General features: G+C 35.9%; 14 protein-coding genes. 4 read left to right on the top strand and 10 right to left on the bottom strand.

Features of this window, described 5'->3' with window-relative positions; genetic code table 11:
• Window positions 1-50 precede the first annotated feature (50 nt).
• The 3 genes from SB717_RS28120 to SB717_RS28130 form a co-directional block, all read right to left on the bottom strand.
• Complete coding sequence (locus tag SB717_RS28120; RefSeq protein WP_074682834.1) at window positions 51-1,511, bottom strand: CoA-acylating methylmalonate-semialdehyde dehydrogenase; 1,461 nt, start codon at window positions 1,509-1,511, stop codon at window positions 51-53.
• A gap of 35 nt (window positions 1,512-1,546) precedes the next feature.
• Window positions 1,547-2,749, bottom strand: coding sequence for an iron-containing alcohol dehydrogenase (locus tag SB717_RS28125; protein WP_410905922.1), 1,203 nt, complete (start codon window positions 2,747-2,749; stop codon window positions 1,547-1,549).
• 149 nt (window positions 2,750-2,898) lie between these two features.
• A complete protein-coding gene (locus SB717_RS28130; protein WP_410905924.1) occupies window positions 2,899-4,713 on the bottom strand; it encodes a sigma-54-dependent Fis family transcriptional regulator in 1,815 nt (604 codons plus the stop codon).
• Window positions 4,714-5,408: 695 nt separating this feature from the next.
• Here SB717_RS28130 and SB717_RS28135 point away from each other — a divergent pair.
• The 3 genes from SB717_RS28135 to SB717_RS28145 are packed head-to-tail and all read left to right on the top strand — an operon-like array spanning window position 5,409 to window position 7,546.
• Complete coding sequence (locus tag SB717_RS28135) at window positions 5,409-5,708, top strand: hypothetical protein (protein WP_074682831.1); 300 nt, start codon at window positions 5,409-5,411, stop codon at window positions 5,706-5,708.
• Between the two features lie 12 nt (window positions 5,709-5,720).
• Window positions 5,721-6,854, top strand: coding sequence for an FtsK/SpoIIIE domain-containing protein (locus SB717_RS28140; protein ID WP_074682830.1), 1,134 nt, complete (start codon window positions 5,721-5,723; stop codon window positions 6,852-6,854).
• A complete protein-coding gene (locus SB717_RS28145) occupies window positions 6,851-7,546 on the top strand; it encodes a hypothetical protein (RefSeq protein WP_410905926.1) in 696 nt (231 codons plus the stop codon). Before SB717_RS28140 ends, SB717_RS28145 begins: the two co-directional genes overlap by 4 nt.
• Before the next feature lie 930 nt (window positions 7,547-8,476).
• Here SB717_RS28145 and SB717_RS28150 read toward each other — a convergent pair.
• A complete protein-coding gene (locus tag SB717_RS28150) occupies window positions 8,477-8,950 on the bottom strand; it encodes a helix-turn-helix transcriptional regulator (RefSeq protein ID WP_410905928.1) in 474 nt (157 codons plus the stop codon).
• A 180-nt stretch (window positions 8,951-9,130) separates the two neighbouring features.
• Window positions 9,131-9,589 carry an HTH domain-containing protein gene (locus SB717_RS28155; protein WP_074682828.1) on the bottom strand — a complete coding sequence of 153 codons (459 nt, stop codon included), beginning with the start codon at window positions 9,587-9,589 and terminating at the stop codon, window positions 9,131-9,133.
• A 423-nt stretch (window positions 9,590-10,012) separates the two neighbouring features.
• Between SB717_RS28155 and SB717_RS28160 the strand changes: the two genes are divergently transcribed.
• Window positions 10,013-10,486: a hypothetical protein gene (locus SB717_RS28160; protein WP_410905930.1), complete on the top strand. Its 474-nt coding sequence runs from the start codon at window positions 10,013-10,015 to the stop codon at window positions 10,484-10,486.
• 29 nt (window positions 10,487-10,515) lie between these two features.
• On the opposite strand, the gene SB717_RS28165 is transcribed toward SB717_RS28160, so the two are convergent.
• The 5 genes from SB717_RS28165 to SB717_RS28185 all read right to left on the bottom strand — a co-directional run bounded on the left by SB717_RS28165 (window position 10,516) and on the right by SB717_RS28185 (window position 15,695).
• Window positions 10,516-10,743: a helix-turn-helix domain-containing protein gene (locus SB717_RS28165; RefSeq protein WP_043978001.1), complete on the bottom strand. Its 228-nt coding sequence runs from the start codon at window positions 10,741-10,743 to the stop codon at window positions 10,516-10,518.
• Between the two features lie 561 nt (window positions 10,744-11,304).
• Entirely contained in the window at window positions 11,305-12,198 is an 894-nt protein-coding gene (locus SB717_RS28170) for a sigma-70 RNA polymerase sigma factor region 4 domain-containing protein (RefSeq protein WP_074682826.1), read from the bottom strand.
• Window positions 12,199-12,404: 206 nt separating this feature from the next.
• The gene (locus tag SB717_RS28175; RefSeq protein ID WP_410905932.1) at window positions 12,405-13,193 is read right to left on the bottom strand and encodes a ParB N-terminal domain-containing protein; all 789 of its coding nucleotides are present in this window, start codon (window positions 13,191-13,193) and stop codon (window positions 12,405-12,407) included.
• A 109-nt stretch (window positions 13,194-13,302) separates the two neighbouring features.
• On the bottom strand, window positions 13,303-14,604 hold the full coding sequence (locus SB717_RS28180) for a replication protein (RefSeq protein WP_410905934.1): 1,302 nt from the start codon (window positions 14,602-14,604) through the stop codon (window positions 13,303-13,305).
• A 524-nt stretch (window positions 14,605-15,128) separates the two neighbouring features.
• Complete coding sequence (locus SB717_RS28185; protein ID WP_410905936.1) at window positions 15,129-15,695, bottom strand: hypothetical protein; 567 nt, start codon at window positions 15,693-15,695, stop codon at window positions 15,129-15,131.
• Window positions 15,696-16,077 lie beyond the last annotated feature (382 nt).

Raw genomic sequence — 16,077 nt, forward strand, 5'->3', positions numbered from 1 at the left:
TATTAAAGTAAGATGTATTTAGAGCTTCCTCTTTGTCTCTAAATATCTTTTTAGTAACGAGCTGTGACCATTTTCTTTCTTGTATAGAACTCTACCCCATCTGTGCCGTTTGCATGAAGATCCCCATAAAAAGAATCTTTCCAACCGGAAAATGGGAAGAACGCCATAGGTGCTGGCACCCCTACATTAACCCCTAACATACCGGACTCAATATTTTCACGAAATTCCCGTACACTTGCACCACTATCTGTATAAATACAAGCACCATTTGCAAATCGGGAATTATTCGCTACCTCAATTGCTTCTTCTAGTGATTTTACACGCACAATAGATAATACTGGTGCAAAAATCTCATCCTGCCAGATTTTCATTTCTTGTGTGACATGATCAAAAATAGTTGGCCCTACAAAATAGCCTTTATCCTTTACTGCACTATCTTCACGACCATCCCGAACTAAATGAGCTCCTTCCTCTATGCCTGATTTTATATAGCTAAGTGTACGCTCTTTGTGATTTTCACGAATAACAGGTCCTAAAAAGACATCCTTTTCTAGACCGTTTCCAATTACAATGTTGTTTGCTTCTTCTACTAATCGATTGATTAACTTATCGGCGATTTCCTCTTGTACCGTTACAACAGAAGCAGCCATACAACGCTCACCTGCTGAGCCAAAAGCAGCACCAATAATTTGCTTTGTTGCTACGTCTAAATCAGCGTCATTTAGTACAATTGAGTGATTTTTTGCACCTGCTAAAGCCTGAACACGCTTTAAATTTTCCGTCCCTTTTTTGTATACGTATTCAGCTACTGGCTGAGAACCAACAAAGGAAATAGCTTTCACAAGTTTATGTTCAAGAAGACCGTTTACAACATCATGCGCACCATTGACAATATTTAATACACCTTTTGGTAATCCGGCTTCCTCAAACAATTCTACTAACCTTGCAGCTAAAAGTGGAGTGCGTTCAGATGGTTTTAAGACAAATGTATTACCGCAAGCAATGGCAAGTGGGAACATCCAACAAGGAACCATCATTGGGAAGTTAAACGGTGTAATTCCTCCAATGACACCAATTGGATAGCGATACATGCCAGATTCAATTCCCGTTGCAATATCAGGAAGTTGTTTCCCCATCATTAAGGTAGGGGCGCCTGCAGCAAATTCCACGCACTCAATCCCACGTTGTACTTCACCATACGCTTCATTAAAGCTTTTTCCGTTTTCAACAGTCACTAATTTCGCTAATTCATCCCAATTATCTACTAGTAACTGTTGATACTTAAATAAGATTCGAGCTCGTTTTGGAACTGCTGTCTTGGACCACCCTTTAAATGCTTCATTTGCAGCTCGGACAGCTTTATCAACATCTTCTTTTGTTGAAAGAGGTACTTCTGCAATTACTTCTCCGGTTGCAGGGTTATAGACTTTCTCCCTAAGACTTGTAGATGATTCTATCCATTCGCCAGCAATATAGTTTTGAATCACTTTTGTATTAGTTGTAGTTTCCATTTTGCATTCCCCTTTTTAGATAAATTAGTAGATTTTTAAGATTCAACGGTATTTTTGCTTCCTGAAAAATCGTAGTTATAGCAGTAATAGTACAGATCCACTATTTCTTGATGAGTGGCCACTTTTGGGTTATTGCCTGGACTGCCACTTGCTATTGCATCCATTGCCATTTTATCAACTACTTGTTGGAATTTTTGTTCATCTATTCCCCATGCTTTCATATTAGGAATATTTAGGTCACAACAAAGTTGCCTAATTTTCTCAATAGCCGCATCAGCCAGCTCTTCCTTGGTTAATGATTTCGATTCCGGATAAATTAGATGTCCTATTTTCCCTAACGAATCAATAGCAGATTCTTTTGTAAATTCAAGTACTGCTGGAAGTAACATAGCATTTGAAATACCATGAGGTACATGAAATAAAGCCCCAATTGGACGGGACATTCCATGGACTAGTGTCACAGAAGCATTACTAAAAGCTAGTCCAGCTTCCATAGAAGCAATAGCCATTTTTTCTCTTGCATCTAAATTTTCCCCATTTTGGTAAACTGTTCTTAAATGATTCAAAATAGCTTCTATCGATGAAAGGGCCAATGTTTCTGTTAACGGTTGAGATAAACGTGATATATAAGCTTCAATAGCATGACAGAGTGCATCAATTCCCGTTGCTGCTGTAACTTGTGGGGGAGTAGAAATTGTAAAAATTGGATCCACAATCGCCACTTTTGGAAGAAATGCTTGATGTTTAATCATCATTTTTATATCTTCTTTAGTATTCGTTATTACTGTAACGTTTGTTACTTCCGAACCAGTTCCAGCTGTAGTTGGAATTGCGATAAGAGGAATAGGATTTTCTGTAATCGGAGACTTTCCGCCAGTAAAATCACCAATATATCCTCCATTAGTTGCTACTACTGCTACAGCCTTAGCAGCATCGATGCAACTTCCTCCACCTATTGCGATAATAACATCACATTGCTCTCTTAAGCATAGATTCAATGCTTCATCGATATGTAAGTCTGTTGGTTCAGTATTAACATCTAAATATTCTGCATAAGGAATATCCAAATCCTCCAGTATTTTTTCGCAACTTCTTACATGTCCTATTTTTTCCATGATACGATCACTAATTAAAAGCACTTTCTTTCCATAAGCTCTCACTTGCTCTCCAAGCTGAGCTAAAGAATTTTTACCATAAAAGATTGAGTTAGGCATGCAAAATTCTGAATACCCTTTCATAAAATCCCTCCTTACATTAACTTCACTATTTATTAATGCAAGAACCGTGCCAAGTATAAATGCTTAATTCTAAAGGCTTCTTTTAGTTAAATTGTCCATTTTAAAATACATAAGTGTTTGATATGTGTCCGATTATAAAGACACTTTAACTATAAGCCGTATTTTTTTAATTTTATGTAAAGAGTAGAACGCTGAATCCCAAGAATTCTGGCGGTAGCAGCCTTATTGCCGTTCGTATCAGCAAGCGCTTTCAAAATAGTGTCTCTTTCACCAGATAAAATATCTTCTCTTACCTTTTTTAAGAGTCTGTTTGTATCACTAGTTTCTTCCGTTGTAAAAGAGCTTGTATCTTTGTTTCGAAAATGAGTAGGTAAGTCTTTTTCCGTAATCTCTTGGTTTTCTACTAGACTTACTAACATTTCCAGCGTATTAACAAGTTCCCGTATATTTCCTGGCCATTGATATTCTTGTAAATACCGCATTGCTTCAAAAGAAAAGCGTTTTTCAATGATTCCAAACTTTTCACAAAATTTTTTAAGGTGGTGTATGAGTAATATCTGAATATCCCCTTTTCTCTCTATAAGTGGTGGGATACTCAAACGAATAATATTTAAACGATAATATAAATCTTCACGGAACTCCCCCTTCCTAACTAGATCTTCTAATCTTTTATTAGTAGCAGCAATAATTCTTACATCTACATGTTGACTTTTCACCCCTCCAACTCGTTCCACTTCTCTGTCTTGTAATACTCTGAGTATCTTAGCTTGCATAAGTAACGGCATATCTCCAATTTCATCTAAAAATAAGGTACCTTTATGAGCTTGTTCAAATTTACCTGGCTTTCCTCCTTTGCGTGCTCCTGTAAATGCTCCTTCCTCATAGCCAAATAACTCTGCTTCAAGTAATTGTTCTGGAATAGCCGCACAATTAATACTAACAAAGGGTCCTTCTGAAAATGGGCTAGAATAGTGAATTGCTTTTGCGAATAATTCTTTTCCGGTGCCACTTTCTCCAGTAATTAATACGGTAGAAGGTGTTTTTGCAGCTTTTCTAGCAATATCTTTCACGGTTTGTATTGCTGGACTTTCTCCAATAATTTGATCAAAATGATTGTTATTTTCTATTTGTTCCTGATTAGGCAAATGAGCTTCTGTTACTTTTCGGGACAATTCCTGCATACGACCTAAGATATTATAAAGTTCACTGACGCCTTCGAAGATAAGCATTCCAATTGCTCCTACAATTTCTCCTTCCTTTCTAATTGGAATACGATGAACAATCATATCTTGACCTTGGATACGTTGAACATAACCTCTTTCATCTGTTCCCGTTTCACTAACAATATGTACTCGGGTATTTTCTATAATTTCTGTGACATGTTTTCCGATTGCTTCTTCACGTTTTTTTCCTAAAAAACGGCAGTAGGCCGCATTAAACTCCTTAATAAATCCATTCGTGTCGACAATAACAATACCTTCGTAAGCGCTTTCTAACACAGCATCTAATGTTTCAACAGCATAAAGATTTTCCTGTAGATACTTTAGATAGAAAGCATACGAATGAAGAATATCCGTTTTAGTTAATACCCCGACCAATTTTTCTTTTTCATCTATAACAGGTAAAATTTCTACTTGCATTCTCCAAGCTTTGTCAATAGAGTCATGAGGATTAACACTGATTATTGAAGGCTTCATAACTTCCTCAACTTTGGTATTTAGTGAGTAGCATTCAGTCAAGGATCTTATTAATTCAGAGGTTGTTAGTATCCCTATAACTTTCTGTTGTGGACAAACAACAGGTAACCCTTCAATACCGTGCATATCTAGTAAATGAAAGGCTTCCTTTAATGTTTGACCTACTGTCAGGTTAGTAAAAAGTGGTCTCATCCATCTATGAACAAGTTCGTCATTTTTTATTTGGTTATAATCAAGGGGTGTATACTCATTAAGGTCTTGTACCATTTTTAATACCTCCTAATCTTAAACATCAATATAAATGTAGCATTTATTATACACAAGGTTTTCGGAATTGTCTGTATTATGGACACTTTTAGTGATTTTATCAAGGTAAATGACTCGGGTTCAAATACATTCCTAATGGATTTGTTCTTATAGAGTTCTCCTTAATCTTATTTATTTCTCTTAATGAAATTAATATGGGGGCTACTTCGTTATGGATCACATTCTACTTGTGTTTTCACAAAACATTCATTTATAACCATTTATATACATAAATTCCTTTAAATGGTGACTCTAGCTTAATGTATTCAGTTAATGAGACATCCTTTGGTTTTTTCGACTATCTCATGAAAAATAAAGGCCAATAGTCCACCCAACATATAAACAACGGAGTACATCTTACATCATTATCTACTCCTCACCTACTGCGGTAAGGGTTCTTTGTTGTTTTTTGAGTGGACAGGCAAGCTTACTGCAGTAGTTACATAGTATCTAAAGAATCACGACTTCGTTGCCTAATCAGTATCTAGTTCAGTATCGCTACCGCGTTAATACAAGCTGTATACGTGTAGTGAAGCCCTTCGTGGAACCTGTAAGGGAGCTGAGCCGAAGAGGCGAAGGGGGCGACCGGATGCGTTGAGCCGAAATAATGAGTACCTGAAAGGCAAAAAATAAAAAGAATGAAAGAAGGTAGCAACATGAGAAAAATAAAAGAATTTACCTTTCCAAAAATCTTTCCTTCACCTCACAAACCACCTCTTACGAGATCTCGTCCCTTCAGGGCTTGTTCCTTTGTTCCGTTTAGTCCACTCGCCATGCTTGACCCCACCATTCTTACTATAGGAGGCATCGTCTTAGGGATTGCTATTATCGAACGAATATTAGAACGATGGGGTGTGATCGATCTTGTGGATCAGTTCGCAAGAGTGATGCGTTTTATTTTGCCTGTCACTTTCTATAGCGCTTTGATTTACTTTTTTGCGACATTTATGTTTTGAGGAGGAATGCTGATGTTTGAGAAGCTCAAATTACGTGGCCAATTAATTAAAGCGTTTCGTACGGCAGAGATTTATCGGGTCATAAAGCGTGGGGATCGTACCTCCTATCAATTTCCGAAGATCCATCGGATCGATCATCACCATACCTACACTCGGTATACTTTTTCCCTACTGAACGGTATTGATCCTGAACTTTTAAATAAAAAAAGGTGGGCCTTGCGACAAGTATTAGGCAGCAATATTGAAGTGAATGGCAGCTTAAAAAACTTTAGTATTACCGTTCATCACAAAGACTTACCTACCATGCTTAAATATGATTATGAAACAATCCATCCTCACATTGAGAAGATGAAGCTGCCTGTCTGTATTGGTCAAGAAATCTATGGAAACTTCATTTCGTGGAACTTTGCGGATCTAGAAACCTTGCTAATATCGGGTGAAATTGGAGCAGGAAAAAGCAGTCTCATGCGTGTCATCCTCACAACATGGGTGAAATATGCCTCTCCTGAAGACTTGCGTTTGGTGTTAGTGGATTTAAAACGAGCTGATTTAGGACTGTTTCATGGAATTGAGCATGTAGATGCGCTTTGTTTTGAGGCAAAGGATATGAGAAAGCCTTTTGCTTTATTGCGAGCTGAAATGTATCGAAGAGGTGATTTATTGTTAGAGCACGGTGTGACGCATATCAGCAGGCTACCTTTTAAGCTACCTCGTATTGTGGTAGTCATTGATGAAATGTCCATCGTGAAGAGAGAAACGGAGCTTGTAGAGATGATTCAACAGTTTGCCAGCCAAGGTCGTGCACTAGGTGTTCATACGATTATTGCCATGCAGCGTCCGGATGCTGATTTATTAAACTCTGCGTTAAAAGCTAATTTACGGGTACGGATTTCTGGAAGGCAAGCCGATGCAACCAATGCGAAGGTTGCCGGAGTCACTGGAGCAGAAGAAATCGATGCTGCAGCCAGGGGTCGTATGAAAATTAAAATTGATGAGGTGAAAGAGTTTCAAGCCTTTTTCTTAGATGAAGGAGCTTGTAAGGAAATACTTTCACCTTATAAAACACGTGTGAAAGATCCTGAACCACAACTAGAAGTGGTATCACAGCCCATCTTCGGGTTATTAGAGAAGGAGGAACAGCGATGAGTTTTCGACTATCTCAGCGTGATAAAGACATTATTGGGTTTATCAATCAGTTTCGGGCTGTAGATCGCGACTCATTAGTAGAACTCTTCTTTAAACAGCTGAAATCGCCTGTAAATGCGTGTAATAGTGTCATGGTGCGTTTGTATCGATTAGGACTCATTGAACGCACACAGCAGTATTCTCCGACGGTCTATTTGCCTGTAGATGCGAAAATCAAAAAGAACTCTCAAAAAATCCTACATTTCCTTTCGATTCTAGATATCTATAAACAAATGTGTACGTATAGTGCGCCTAAACAGGTTATTGTCGAAGATAAGCCTACGGGACGAAAAGGAGGCATTGAACCCGATCTCTTTTGTATCTTTAAAGGATCTCCGTTTTGGGTTGAAATTCAACGAAATCAGTATTCAGAACAGAAAATGCAGGCCAAGATTAATCTCTATGAAGAGTTTTTCTTTTCAGATGAGTGGAAAACGTTGCAGTGGCAGCCTGAAGATCGAGCAGCTATATTCCCTTCCGTCATCTTAATTACACCTGTTCGTTATGCTGCTAAATCAGATCATATTCGAATTATACAGGCCGGAAGTATTCATGAACTCATGGAGAAATATAAGAGTTCTACTAAACAACAGAGGGAAGAAAAACCGATAACACAGTCCTCTTCCAGTGGAATTAGAATCAACTTAACCTAGAGTGCTAAAAATGTAGCCCACAAAAAAAGCTCCTATCTGATTTTGAGCAAATGGAATAGGAAGTCAGATAGGAGAAAGAAAAAGACACATATAAAAATATGCGCAAACAAAAGATAGATTCTAACATGTATGAAAGTAAACCTCTACGTTATGTTTGCATGTAGATCGGTATGGATAGATAGTGGGTAAATTTGATAAATGTAAAAAGATTTCTCCCTCCTCCTGACAAGGAAAGAAGAATCTTTTTACGAGCTGAAATGCATGATGAAACATGCCATACCGACCTAATGAATCGTACCATATCTTTATAACAATAAAGAGGCAGTAGTGTTTCTTTTTATAACGATACTATTTCAGATAGGTTACAGCATATATATAACGTGCACTTTTTATACATCCTCTTCCCACTTGGGTATCAAATAAATACAGTCATATCAAGGATGTATAAAATGCTGCATAATCAAGAAAAAAAGCCCACTAAAAACCCTTATGTCAAAAGGTCTCTTTTTTAGTGGGACTCCAGAGGCACCTTATGTTAATTAATTTTGTATATCATATACAGCCGAAAAACAGAAAAAACAACTGGGTCCGTTCAGTTGTTTTTTCTGCTACGTTTATTTGATTAAAGGATGGAAACTTTATAGCTTCTTGAGTAGTTTGCTCATCATATTTGGTATTATTCGTAATAGACAAGTTAAATATAATCCAAATATCAGAAAATATAAAAAATTATAGTTTACGTATTCTAAATATGTAATAAAATTAAGATGTGTAGAATCTACATGAAAAAAGAAAGGATTACTTTTGGGGATAAGGTAGTCCTTTCTTTTTTATTCGAAAATTACAAAAATATTTATATTTTCAAAATATTAAGTGATGACATCGATCCTCATAAATAGTAAGATATAAGTGGTCAGCCTAACGGTGGGTTCACGTTTGATAACCTAAATCATGCTTAGAGGAAAGAGCATTTCTCAATTTAGAGGAATGCTCTTTCCTCTGTATAAGAAAAAGCAGGCTTAAGCCTGCTTCTGTAGCCCTTAAGGCGATTTTATAGTTAAGAAGTACGTATGAGTTCTTATGAAGCTCTTGATACAAATTCAGAAACTGTTGAACAGCTTCTGGCATAGATGATGCAATAAACTTCTTTAAGATACTTTTTTGATTTTTAATCGTGCACTCTTCTTTATCGAGAATGTCTTGTATTTCTGAAATAGAATGACCATCAATAGCAAGAGAAAAGACTTCTTGTTCTGCTTTAGTAAACTGGTTCATGAAGACTTTCTCTTTCAGGATTTTGCATTCTTCTTCTACACTTTTTAGTCGAGCAACTTCATCAGCTAAATCAGAAACTACACGTAAGATACTTTCAATACCCATTAATAGTTTTTTCTCTTTGACCATGATAAGACCCTCCTATTTTTTGAAAACAACCCATGCTATAATAAAAGTGTAAATAAATTATCGTAGCACTGGGGTGCTTCCTTTGTAGAGGAAGTGCCTTTTTTATTTTATTTAGTTGGGATTTTCTAGAGTAAATAAAAAGAAGGCCGAGAATTTATAGATTCCCGGCCTCCTTTTTCATTAGAGTAACCCTTTCTCCTTGAATACTTTTCTTAACGCTTCATTCACTAATTCAGATTTATAATTTTTAGGAACACTATTTATAATACTTAATACGTCTTTATCGAAGTAAAAGCCTTGATATACTCTTTTAGGCGGCGCTTTCGTTCTTACCAATAAGACATCTAGTATGTCACTAGTGCCCTTGCTGTAACTAGCTTTCTTCTTGTCCTTATTCTTAACTTGACTGTGCTTATAATTACTAGCCTGTTTTTTCCTAAATAATGTACTAAAATTAGTGTCTAAAGGTTGAGGTGATTTTCCTATATATTTGTAAGTGGACTTTTTCTTGTCCCATTCATAGCCTAATTTTTTAATCTTTCTTTGGACGGTTTGATCAGTAACACTATACATTGTGGCTAATTCATTAATTGTTATTTCTTTATTTATAATTTTATTAAGCATTTCACCTACTAACATAAATAAAAGTCACCTACTTTCATTATGTTTTTAAGTTCATATATTCAGGATTTCTAATTAAATATCCTGCGTATATGAATTCCTGTAATTTAAATTTAGTCATAAGGGTGCTACCTCGAATTAGTATGGTATGATCCCCTTATAGTAGACAAGTAAAGGAAAGCAACCTATTCTGTCTACTATGGGGAGGATTTTTTATGCGGAACAAGAGGAGAACATTCGAAAAACAGCAAGAAATATCAAAAGAAGAAAGGAAACAAGAGCATTGGTAGGAACAACTGAACGCAACACTTATTCAACGTGATTAACTCATAATGGAAATTGTTCAATTATTACAGAAAAAGTTAAAAGATTAACAAAAGCAATAAACAACGTATAAAATAGGTTTTTCCGCGTTTATTTAGCTAATGGAGGGTTCTTGATATGCAAGATAAAATAAAGCTTATTAAAGCCAAAAAGAAGGCTCTAGAAATTCAATTAAAATCAATAAGTAAGAATTATATAGAAGATCCTGAGCCAGTCGCACAACTTGAACTTGCGATCCGTATTTATCAGGATGTTCTTGATATTCTAAGTATGCCTTCGGAAAAAGGGGGAAATTGGATGGAGGCTTTGGATGCTCCTAGTTTAAAAGAAAACTATATTACCAATTTAAAGAGGTTTAAAAAGGTGAGAAATGGATTTATTTCATTTCAATTTGAAATTCGCGGAGAGGCGTATGAAGCAACTGCAACGTATGAAAAACATGTACTAAACTTGTGTACTCTTTCAAAGGTTGGTGAAGAAGGTGTAATTTCTTTGTCATCTGACAAAGATTCTATTCGTAACATCCTCCATACTGAATTAATTCTAAATCGCATCATTGGTACACAGTATACTTTTCCAACCGAAACATAACCCCATGTTATAACTAAACACCATGGGGTTTATATGTCAAAAAAGTCATGAAAATCTTTACGGTGATCAATTTTGATGACGGCACGCATAACTTTTCTCAAGACCACAGGTGTTGGAATATATCCCTTTACATTACAGAGACGCCATACTGTATTTCTGCTCACACCACTGCGATCCGCAAAATCCATCTGCGTAATACCTTCTTTATCTAAGAATTTACCAAACTTTGTTCTTTTGGGATTCTTCCACCAGGACATTCATCTCACACTCCTCTTTTACTATTAGCCTGTCCATTTTTCACCTTTTTGAACCTAAGAAAAGAAAAAAAGTAGGCATAAGGAGTCAAATTTCGAATAGAATAGAAGAAAATAAGCCAATTCGTGTATCCTGTCGACTTTTTTGGAATAATCATATAGCATACATACAGTTAAGACCGCCTTATATACTGATACATAATGGGCGGTCTTTGTTATAGGTATGAATAGATTTTGAGTATAAAGGAAAATAAAAAACAGACTTCCTCAGAGAACGCAAGAAAATCTCTAACACCAGCAATTCCTAGATTACCAAGCCAGAAAACACAATTTACTCAGTGAAGGAGAAAAGAGAACCCCGTCTCCCTTTATAGAGTCCTCTCTTTTAAGGAATAAAGCAATAGATAATAGTAAAGTGTAAAATATAACATTTTTAAGCATAACCTGAATTTCTATGCTTCTATAGAGCTACCTTTCTTATAAAAAAGGCTGTTTCACAAAATGAATGTGCAATGGAAAGGACTAGTATGTGGGACCAGTAAAAACAATCATAAAAAGTAGGAGTTATTGAGGTAACTTCTTTTTCCGCAGTCGGTGCAATCTCCGTTGAATTCCATGGGCTGATCTACCGATTAGTTGGCCAATTTCTTGTTGAGTACGACCTTCTTGGTAAAACATGTACCATAGACGGGCATCTTCCTCTTCAGTCCACTTTTTATTTTCATATTTAGGCCGATTAAAATAATCATATTTTCTTTGTTCCTTTACCCAGTCGGGTTCTGGAATAAGAGTATTTGGGGCTACCTTAGAAAAATTAATCAGTTCCTTATTCTGTTGTGCCCATTTCCAAAAGGCTGCTACGTCAATTCCTAAAAATGTTCGTGTGTTTGCTCTCAAGATGTTATAGGGCAATTCTCTTTTCTGAATCCAGTTATAAATGGTATGAACATCAACTTGCAGGCACTCTGCTAGTTCATATACTGTAACATTTCCTAGATGAGCTCTTACGCCACGTATACCTAAACGATATAACCTAGACTCTAATGCTTGTGTACTTCGCTGTAAGCGTCTAGATAGTTGGTCAAGTGACTTGACTCCATACCATTTTACCAAGTATTCATCTTCTTTCTTTGTCCATCTACGTAATGATGTATTTCGTACTAACTTTAACAGTCTAATTCGATTTGCAACAGAAGAAGGGCTCTTGCCTAAATGTTTTCCAATCTCTCGATTGTTCATCCTATTAATATTTACTTTTAAGAACGTATCTTGGTCAGGGGACCATTTTTTGCGTATGCCATTCTGGTTGTTGCGAAGTTGTAGTCGTGAGACCCGTTTATTAACCGATTCTTTACTACGATTTAAACATTCACCAATTTTTTGGAGTGTCATCCGCCCATATTGTTCTTTTAGAAATAAATCTTCTTCCTCTGTCCACAGTTTTTGATTTTTAGTCATTATATCTCCCTCCGATTCGCGACTTAGATGTATAGAAAGCTACGTATAGAGAATAGTAGTGGAGATGTTCATCTTTCCTCAACAGAGATTAAATCCTGTTTCATTTACTTTGTTATCCATTGGACACAGGTTATCACTTTATTTAGTCTATTTTTGTCTGATTTGTCAGTGAAACGATAAACAATCGTTACTTTTTCTTTGAGTTCTTACTTTTTATACTCATATACAACAGGAACTTGATTCATTTTGACTGTTTTGGCCACCACATAACGACGGTATCCATCTTTTAAGATCTTTGACCCTTTTTCGATCGTCAACGGCTCATCTAAACGCCCCGTACGCTTCACAAAATCGATCACCTTTTGCGTTTTTTCAGGGTTTGGGCGTGTCTTTAAGAACTCTTCAGGAACGATAATATTATCAAAGTTCAATAGGTCCTGAGTTCCCTTCGGTTGGTTAGATAATGTTGTCTTTTCTTCCTCAGTTTTTTTCTCTTCCGTAGGAGCTTGTTGTACTTCTGGCTGAATAGGCTTTACTTCTTTCTTCTCTTCCTTTGCTACAGGCTGAGAAACAGGTGCTTGCTCTTCTTCCTGTTCTTTAGATTCCGTGTTCTGCGAGGCCTCAGAAGACGCAGAAACCTCTTGTTTAGGTTCTTTTTTCTCTTCGGACTGATTCTTCTCTTTATCATTTTTGTTCGGGAGAACGGTAATCTGGAAACAGATGACCCCTACTTCACCAGGGCATTCATCCATGGGAATGTCTAACGTTGGTTCCCCTTGAATTAAGATTTTTTCATGCATGATACTTTTCTTCGTGAGTCCGGTTTTATTAAAGGCTTTCTTCGCAACAAAAACTGTATACGAAATAAACGTACTTTTCTTCAGACCTTTCGGCGCAGATGGTGACCCTTTTTCACGCATATCAAAGGCAACGTAGCGATCATACTCTCGTAGTGGTCCTGTAGCTGATCCGGTTAACGTAATTTTATGTGGCATAATAGTCTCCTCCTGCGTAGATTATTAGTTACTGTTTATTTAGAACAAAGTTCTAAATAAACATACTCTATTAAAACATCAGCTTCTAAGAGATTTCTACTTTTTTTGATTAGGAAGCTGTGTCTTTTAACTGGTTATGTTGACGCAAACATTCTTGTTCCTCTGGCATTAAAGCTTGTCCTAAGTCTTGTTTTACCTGAGCTATCTCTAACAAGCTATACGTGGAGCTGTGCTCCTCCAGCAAGTTCTCTTCTTCTAGTGTTAGCTCTTGCCCTAAATCTTGCTTTAACTGGATCATTTCAAGTTGCTGATCCAGATAAACCTCTGCTTTTTGTGTACACTCTTCTTGTTTCTGTTCAGCTTTTAACCAATCTGGAACTACTTCTTTACGGATAATCCGTTTTGGTGTAGCCAATGTTGTTGTTTGACTTTCGTTATGTATAACTTCTTGTTGATTTGCGTATACTGATGAATAATCCTGACTTTTAGGCCTTGTTAATTCATAGAATTGATTTTTTGCAATTTGATAGATTAATCGACACATATCCCGTAGGGATAAAGGGTTTCCTTGTTGATTAGCTTCATGGACATATTTGTCTAATCCAACAATGGTTGAATACGCAATTTCATGAACTTGTTCTTTTTTAATCACAATCTCTGTATCTCGTTTCACAGCTTTTGCAGCATTTTGAATACGAGCATAAAAGTCTTGTAGTTGATGTCCATATTTACCTGCATAGACTTGATTGACTTTCTTGGGAACACCTTTGATATAGCTGAATGACTGTGAAACAGATATTAAATGATTATTTATATGATTTACAGGTAAATCAAGGTTAATAAAGGCATCAGATGATTTATCGGCCTCTAAGCTTGTTGTATCAACGTTTTCAGCACTTTTTGGAGACGTCACAGGACGTGTCACAGGAGTGGTCATTTCTTCTTGTTGAAGCGTTTGTATTCCTGTTGTATCATGGGCAAAAAAGATTTCGTCGCAAATGCGATGAAAGTTTTTATGGCTTTTAAGGATAAATACATAACTGTCCGGATGAGTACCTGTTGTATCTTCTTTAATGTAGCGAGCGACAATGATAAACGGTGTCGCTTTTAACGAGCGTACAAAACGAGAAACGGTACTTTTGGACACATTAAATTTCTTCATAAGTGTTTCAGAACGGATCGCTTGAATGCCCGTAGCCACTAGGTTATAGATGACATGATCGAGCATTTCCATTCTTTTTTTAGGAAATTCTTTATGTATAGCAGATTGTTGTTGTTTAAAGTGGGTACGAAGAATGTCTAAAAACTCTTCTTTCTTTTTGCGAAGTATGGATTTATTAGTCCATAACCATTTGAACCGTCCATTGAAGGTATCTACATCTTTTAAATAGCAAGTTAATATCTTTGTCATTTGTTCATCTTCTCCTTTAAGGAACATAAAAAAAGACACTGTTTCCCTGGAAAAAGGAAAACAATGTCTTGATTTTGATGAACTAAGCCCTTGAAATAGCTGTCAATTTCATATAAAATAAAAACATAAGTTTTATCTTATAGAAAAACTAACTCTATTAACAAGAGACTTCGACAAGTGTTTTCCCTACTGTGATTAGGGGGAACGGTTTAAGTGTGTTGGTCGCACTACTTAAACAGTTGAAGTCTTTTTTCTATTCCGGACATTTTTGTTAGTTTTATTATAGCGTTAATTAATCTCATAATTCAATAAAAATTAGTAATATATCTCAAAAGAATTCTTTTTAACTATTTTTCCCTAACAATAAATTTGTTTTATTATACAATTCATTTTAAAAAATGAGGAGGGCCAAAAAAATACCCCTCCTCAATATATTGAAAATATGTTATAGTCAGTAACTTTTATAATGAGCTTACAACACTATAATAATAAAAAGCTTCTACTAGGATAGTAGAAGCTTTTTATTATTTACCCATTAATTTTTCCCACCATGTTTTTTTCTTTTCTAACTCTGCACTAGCAGAAGCTTCTTCAATCATTCTTTTGCTTTCTGATAATCCTTTTCTTAACTCACCAATCAACTCAGTATCTTTTCTGTTTATCATTTGCTTTAATTCTTGATTGGTTTGGCTAACTTTCTGTAACTCTTCTACTAACTTTTGATTAAATTGCATTTGCTGTGTCATTTGTTGTTCTTGTTGTTGTAACATTTTTTTTATTTCACTCAGCTCATCGTTTATAGAGATAGAGCCTTTCTCTTCTTGATTCTTGACTGTAATAGTTATAGGAAGCCCATCACTTGCCAAATTATCGTTTACATCATCTTTTAGTAATCCCTCACTATAGAGCTCACGGATTTTTTTTAATAGATCTAGTGATTCAATACTTATTTTATAGCGTCTACCTTCTTTTTTGAAATTCAAAAACTGTTCATGATTAATTAAATATCTTTTTAATGTTTCAGGAGGAATATTGGTATACTCAGATGCTTCTGGTACACCAATAAAATTTGCACTTTCAGAAATATTCATTCAATCCACCACCGTTTAATAATATTTTATGTGCATTCACTCAGTTCATAGTCATTCACATATGATTTTTACGAGAATTCATTTGATTCACGGCTAATTACTCATCTTGTTTACTTATATTCACTCGGTTCACAGTCATTCACCTGTTGAGCTTGCGGTTGTTCACCCAGTTCACAGTCATCTATTCATTTAATTTTATATGATTTCGACAAAAAATCAACAATTCCTGTTTCGAATTTGTGTATATGGTTTATATTATGAACTATTAAGATATTAGTTTAACTTAAGTTCTACTTACGTGAATGGTGGTGTGTTTTGTGGTGAATGTATGGTGAACTTATATGATTTTTAGTTTAACTTAAGTTTTGGGAGTCAGAAAGGC

The sequence above is a fragment of the Priestia sp. SIMBA_032 genome, assembly GCF_046535215.1.
GTDB classification, from domain to species: domain Bacteria; phylum Bacillota; class Bacilli; order Bacillales; family Bacillaceae_H; genus Priestia; species Priestia aryabhattai.

Excerpts from the sequence above, each read along its gene's own strand:
- SB717_RS28120 (WP_074682834.1), bottom strand. The coding sequence starts at position 1,511 with ATGGAAACTACAACTAATACAAAAGTGATTCAAAACTATATTGCTGGC.
- SB717_RS28125 (WP_410905922.1), bottom strand. The coding sequence starts at position 2,749 with ATGAAAGGGTATTCAGAATTTTGCATGCCTAACTCAATCTTTTATGGT.
- SB717_RS28130 (WP_410905924.1), bottom strand. The coding sequence starts at position 4,713 with ATGGTACAAGACCTTAATGAGTATACACCCCTTGATTATAACCAAATA.
- SB717_RS28135 (WP_074682831.1), top strand. The coding sequence starts at position 5,409 with ATGAGAAAAATAAAAGAATTTACCTTTCCAAAAATCTTTCCTTCACCT.
- SB717_RS28140 (WP_074682830.1), top strand. The coding sequence starts at position 5,721 with ATGTTTGAGAAGCTCAAATTACGTGGCCAATTAATTAAAGCGTTTCGT.
- SB717_RS28145 (WP_410905926.1), top strand. The coding sequence starts at position 6,851 with ATGAGTTTTCGACTATCTCAGCGTGATAAAGACATTATTGGGTTTATC.
- SB717_RS28150 (WP_410905928.1), bottom strand. The coding sequence starts at position 8,950 with ATGGTCAAAGAGAAAAAACTATTAATGGGTATTGAAAGTATCTTACGT.
- SB717_RS28155 (WP_074682828.1), bottom strand. The coding sequence starts at position 9,589 with ATGTTAGTAGGTGAAATGCTTAATAAAATTATAAATAAAGAAATAACA.
- SB717_RS28160 (WP_410905930.1), top strand. The coding sequence starts at position 10,013 with ATGCAAGATAAAATAAAGCTTATTAAAGCCAAAAAGAAGGCTCTAGAA.
- SB717_RS28165 (WP_043978001.1), bottom strand. The coding sequence starts at position 10,743 with ATGTCCTGGTGGAAGAATCCCAAAAGAACAAAGTTTGGTAAATTCTTA.
- SB717_RS28170 (WP_074682826.1), bottom strand. The coding sequence starts at position 12,198 with ATGACTAAAAATCAAAAACTGTGGACAGAGGAAGAAGATTTATTTCTA.
- SB717_RS28175 (WP_410905932.1), bottom strand. The coding sequence starts at position 13,193 with ATGCCACATAAAATTACGTTAACCGGATCAGCTACAGGACCACTACGA.
- SB717_RS28180 (WP_410905934.1), bottom strand. The coding sequence starts at position 14,604 with ATGACAAAGATATTAACTTGCTATTTAAAAGATGTAGATACCTTCAAT.
- SB717_RS28185 (WP_410905936.1), bottom strand. The coding sequence starts at position 15,695 with ATGAATATTTCTGAAAGTGCAAATTTTATTGGTGTACCAGAAGCATCT.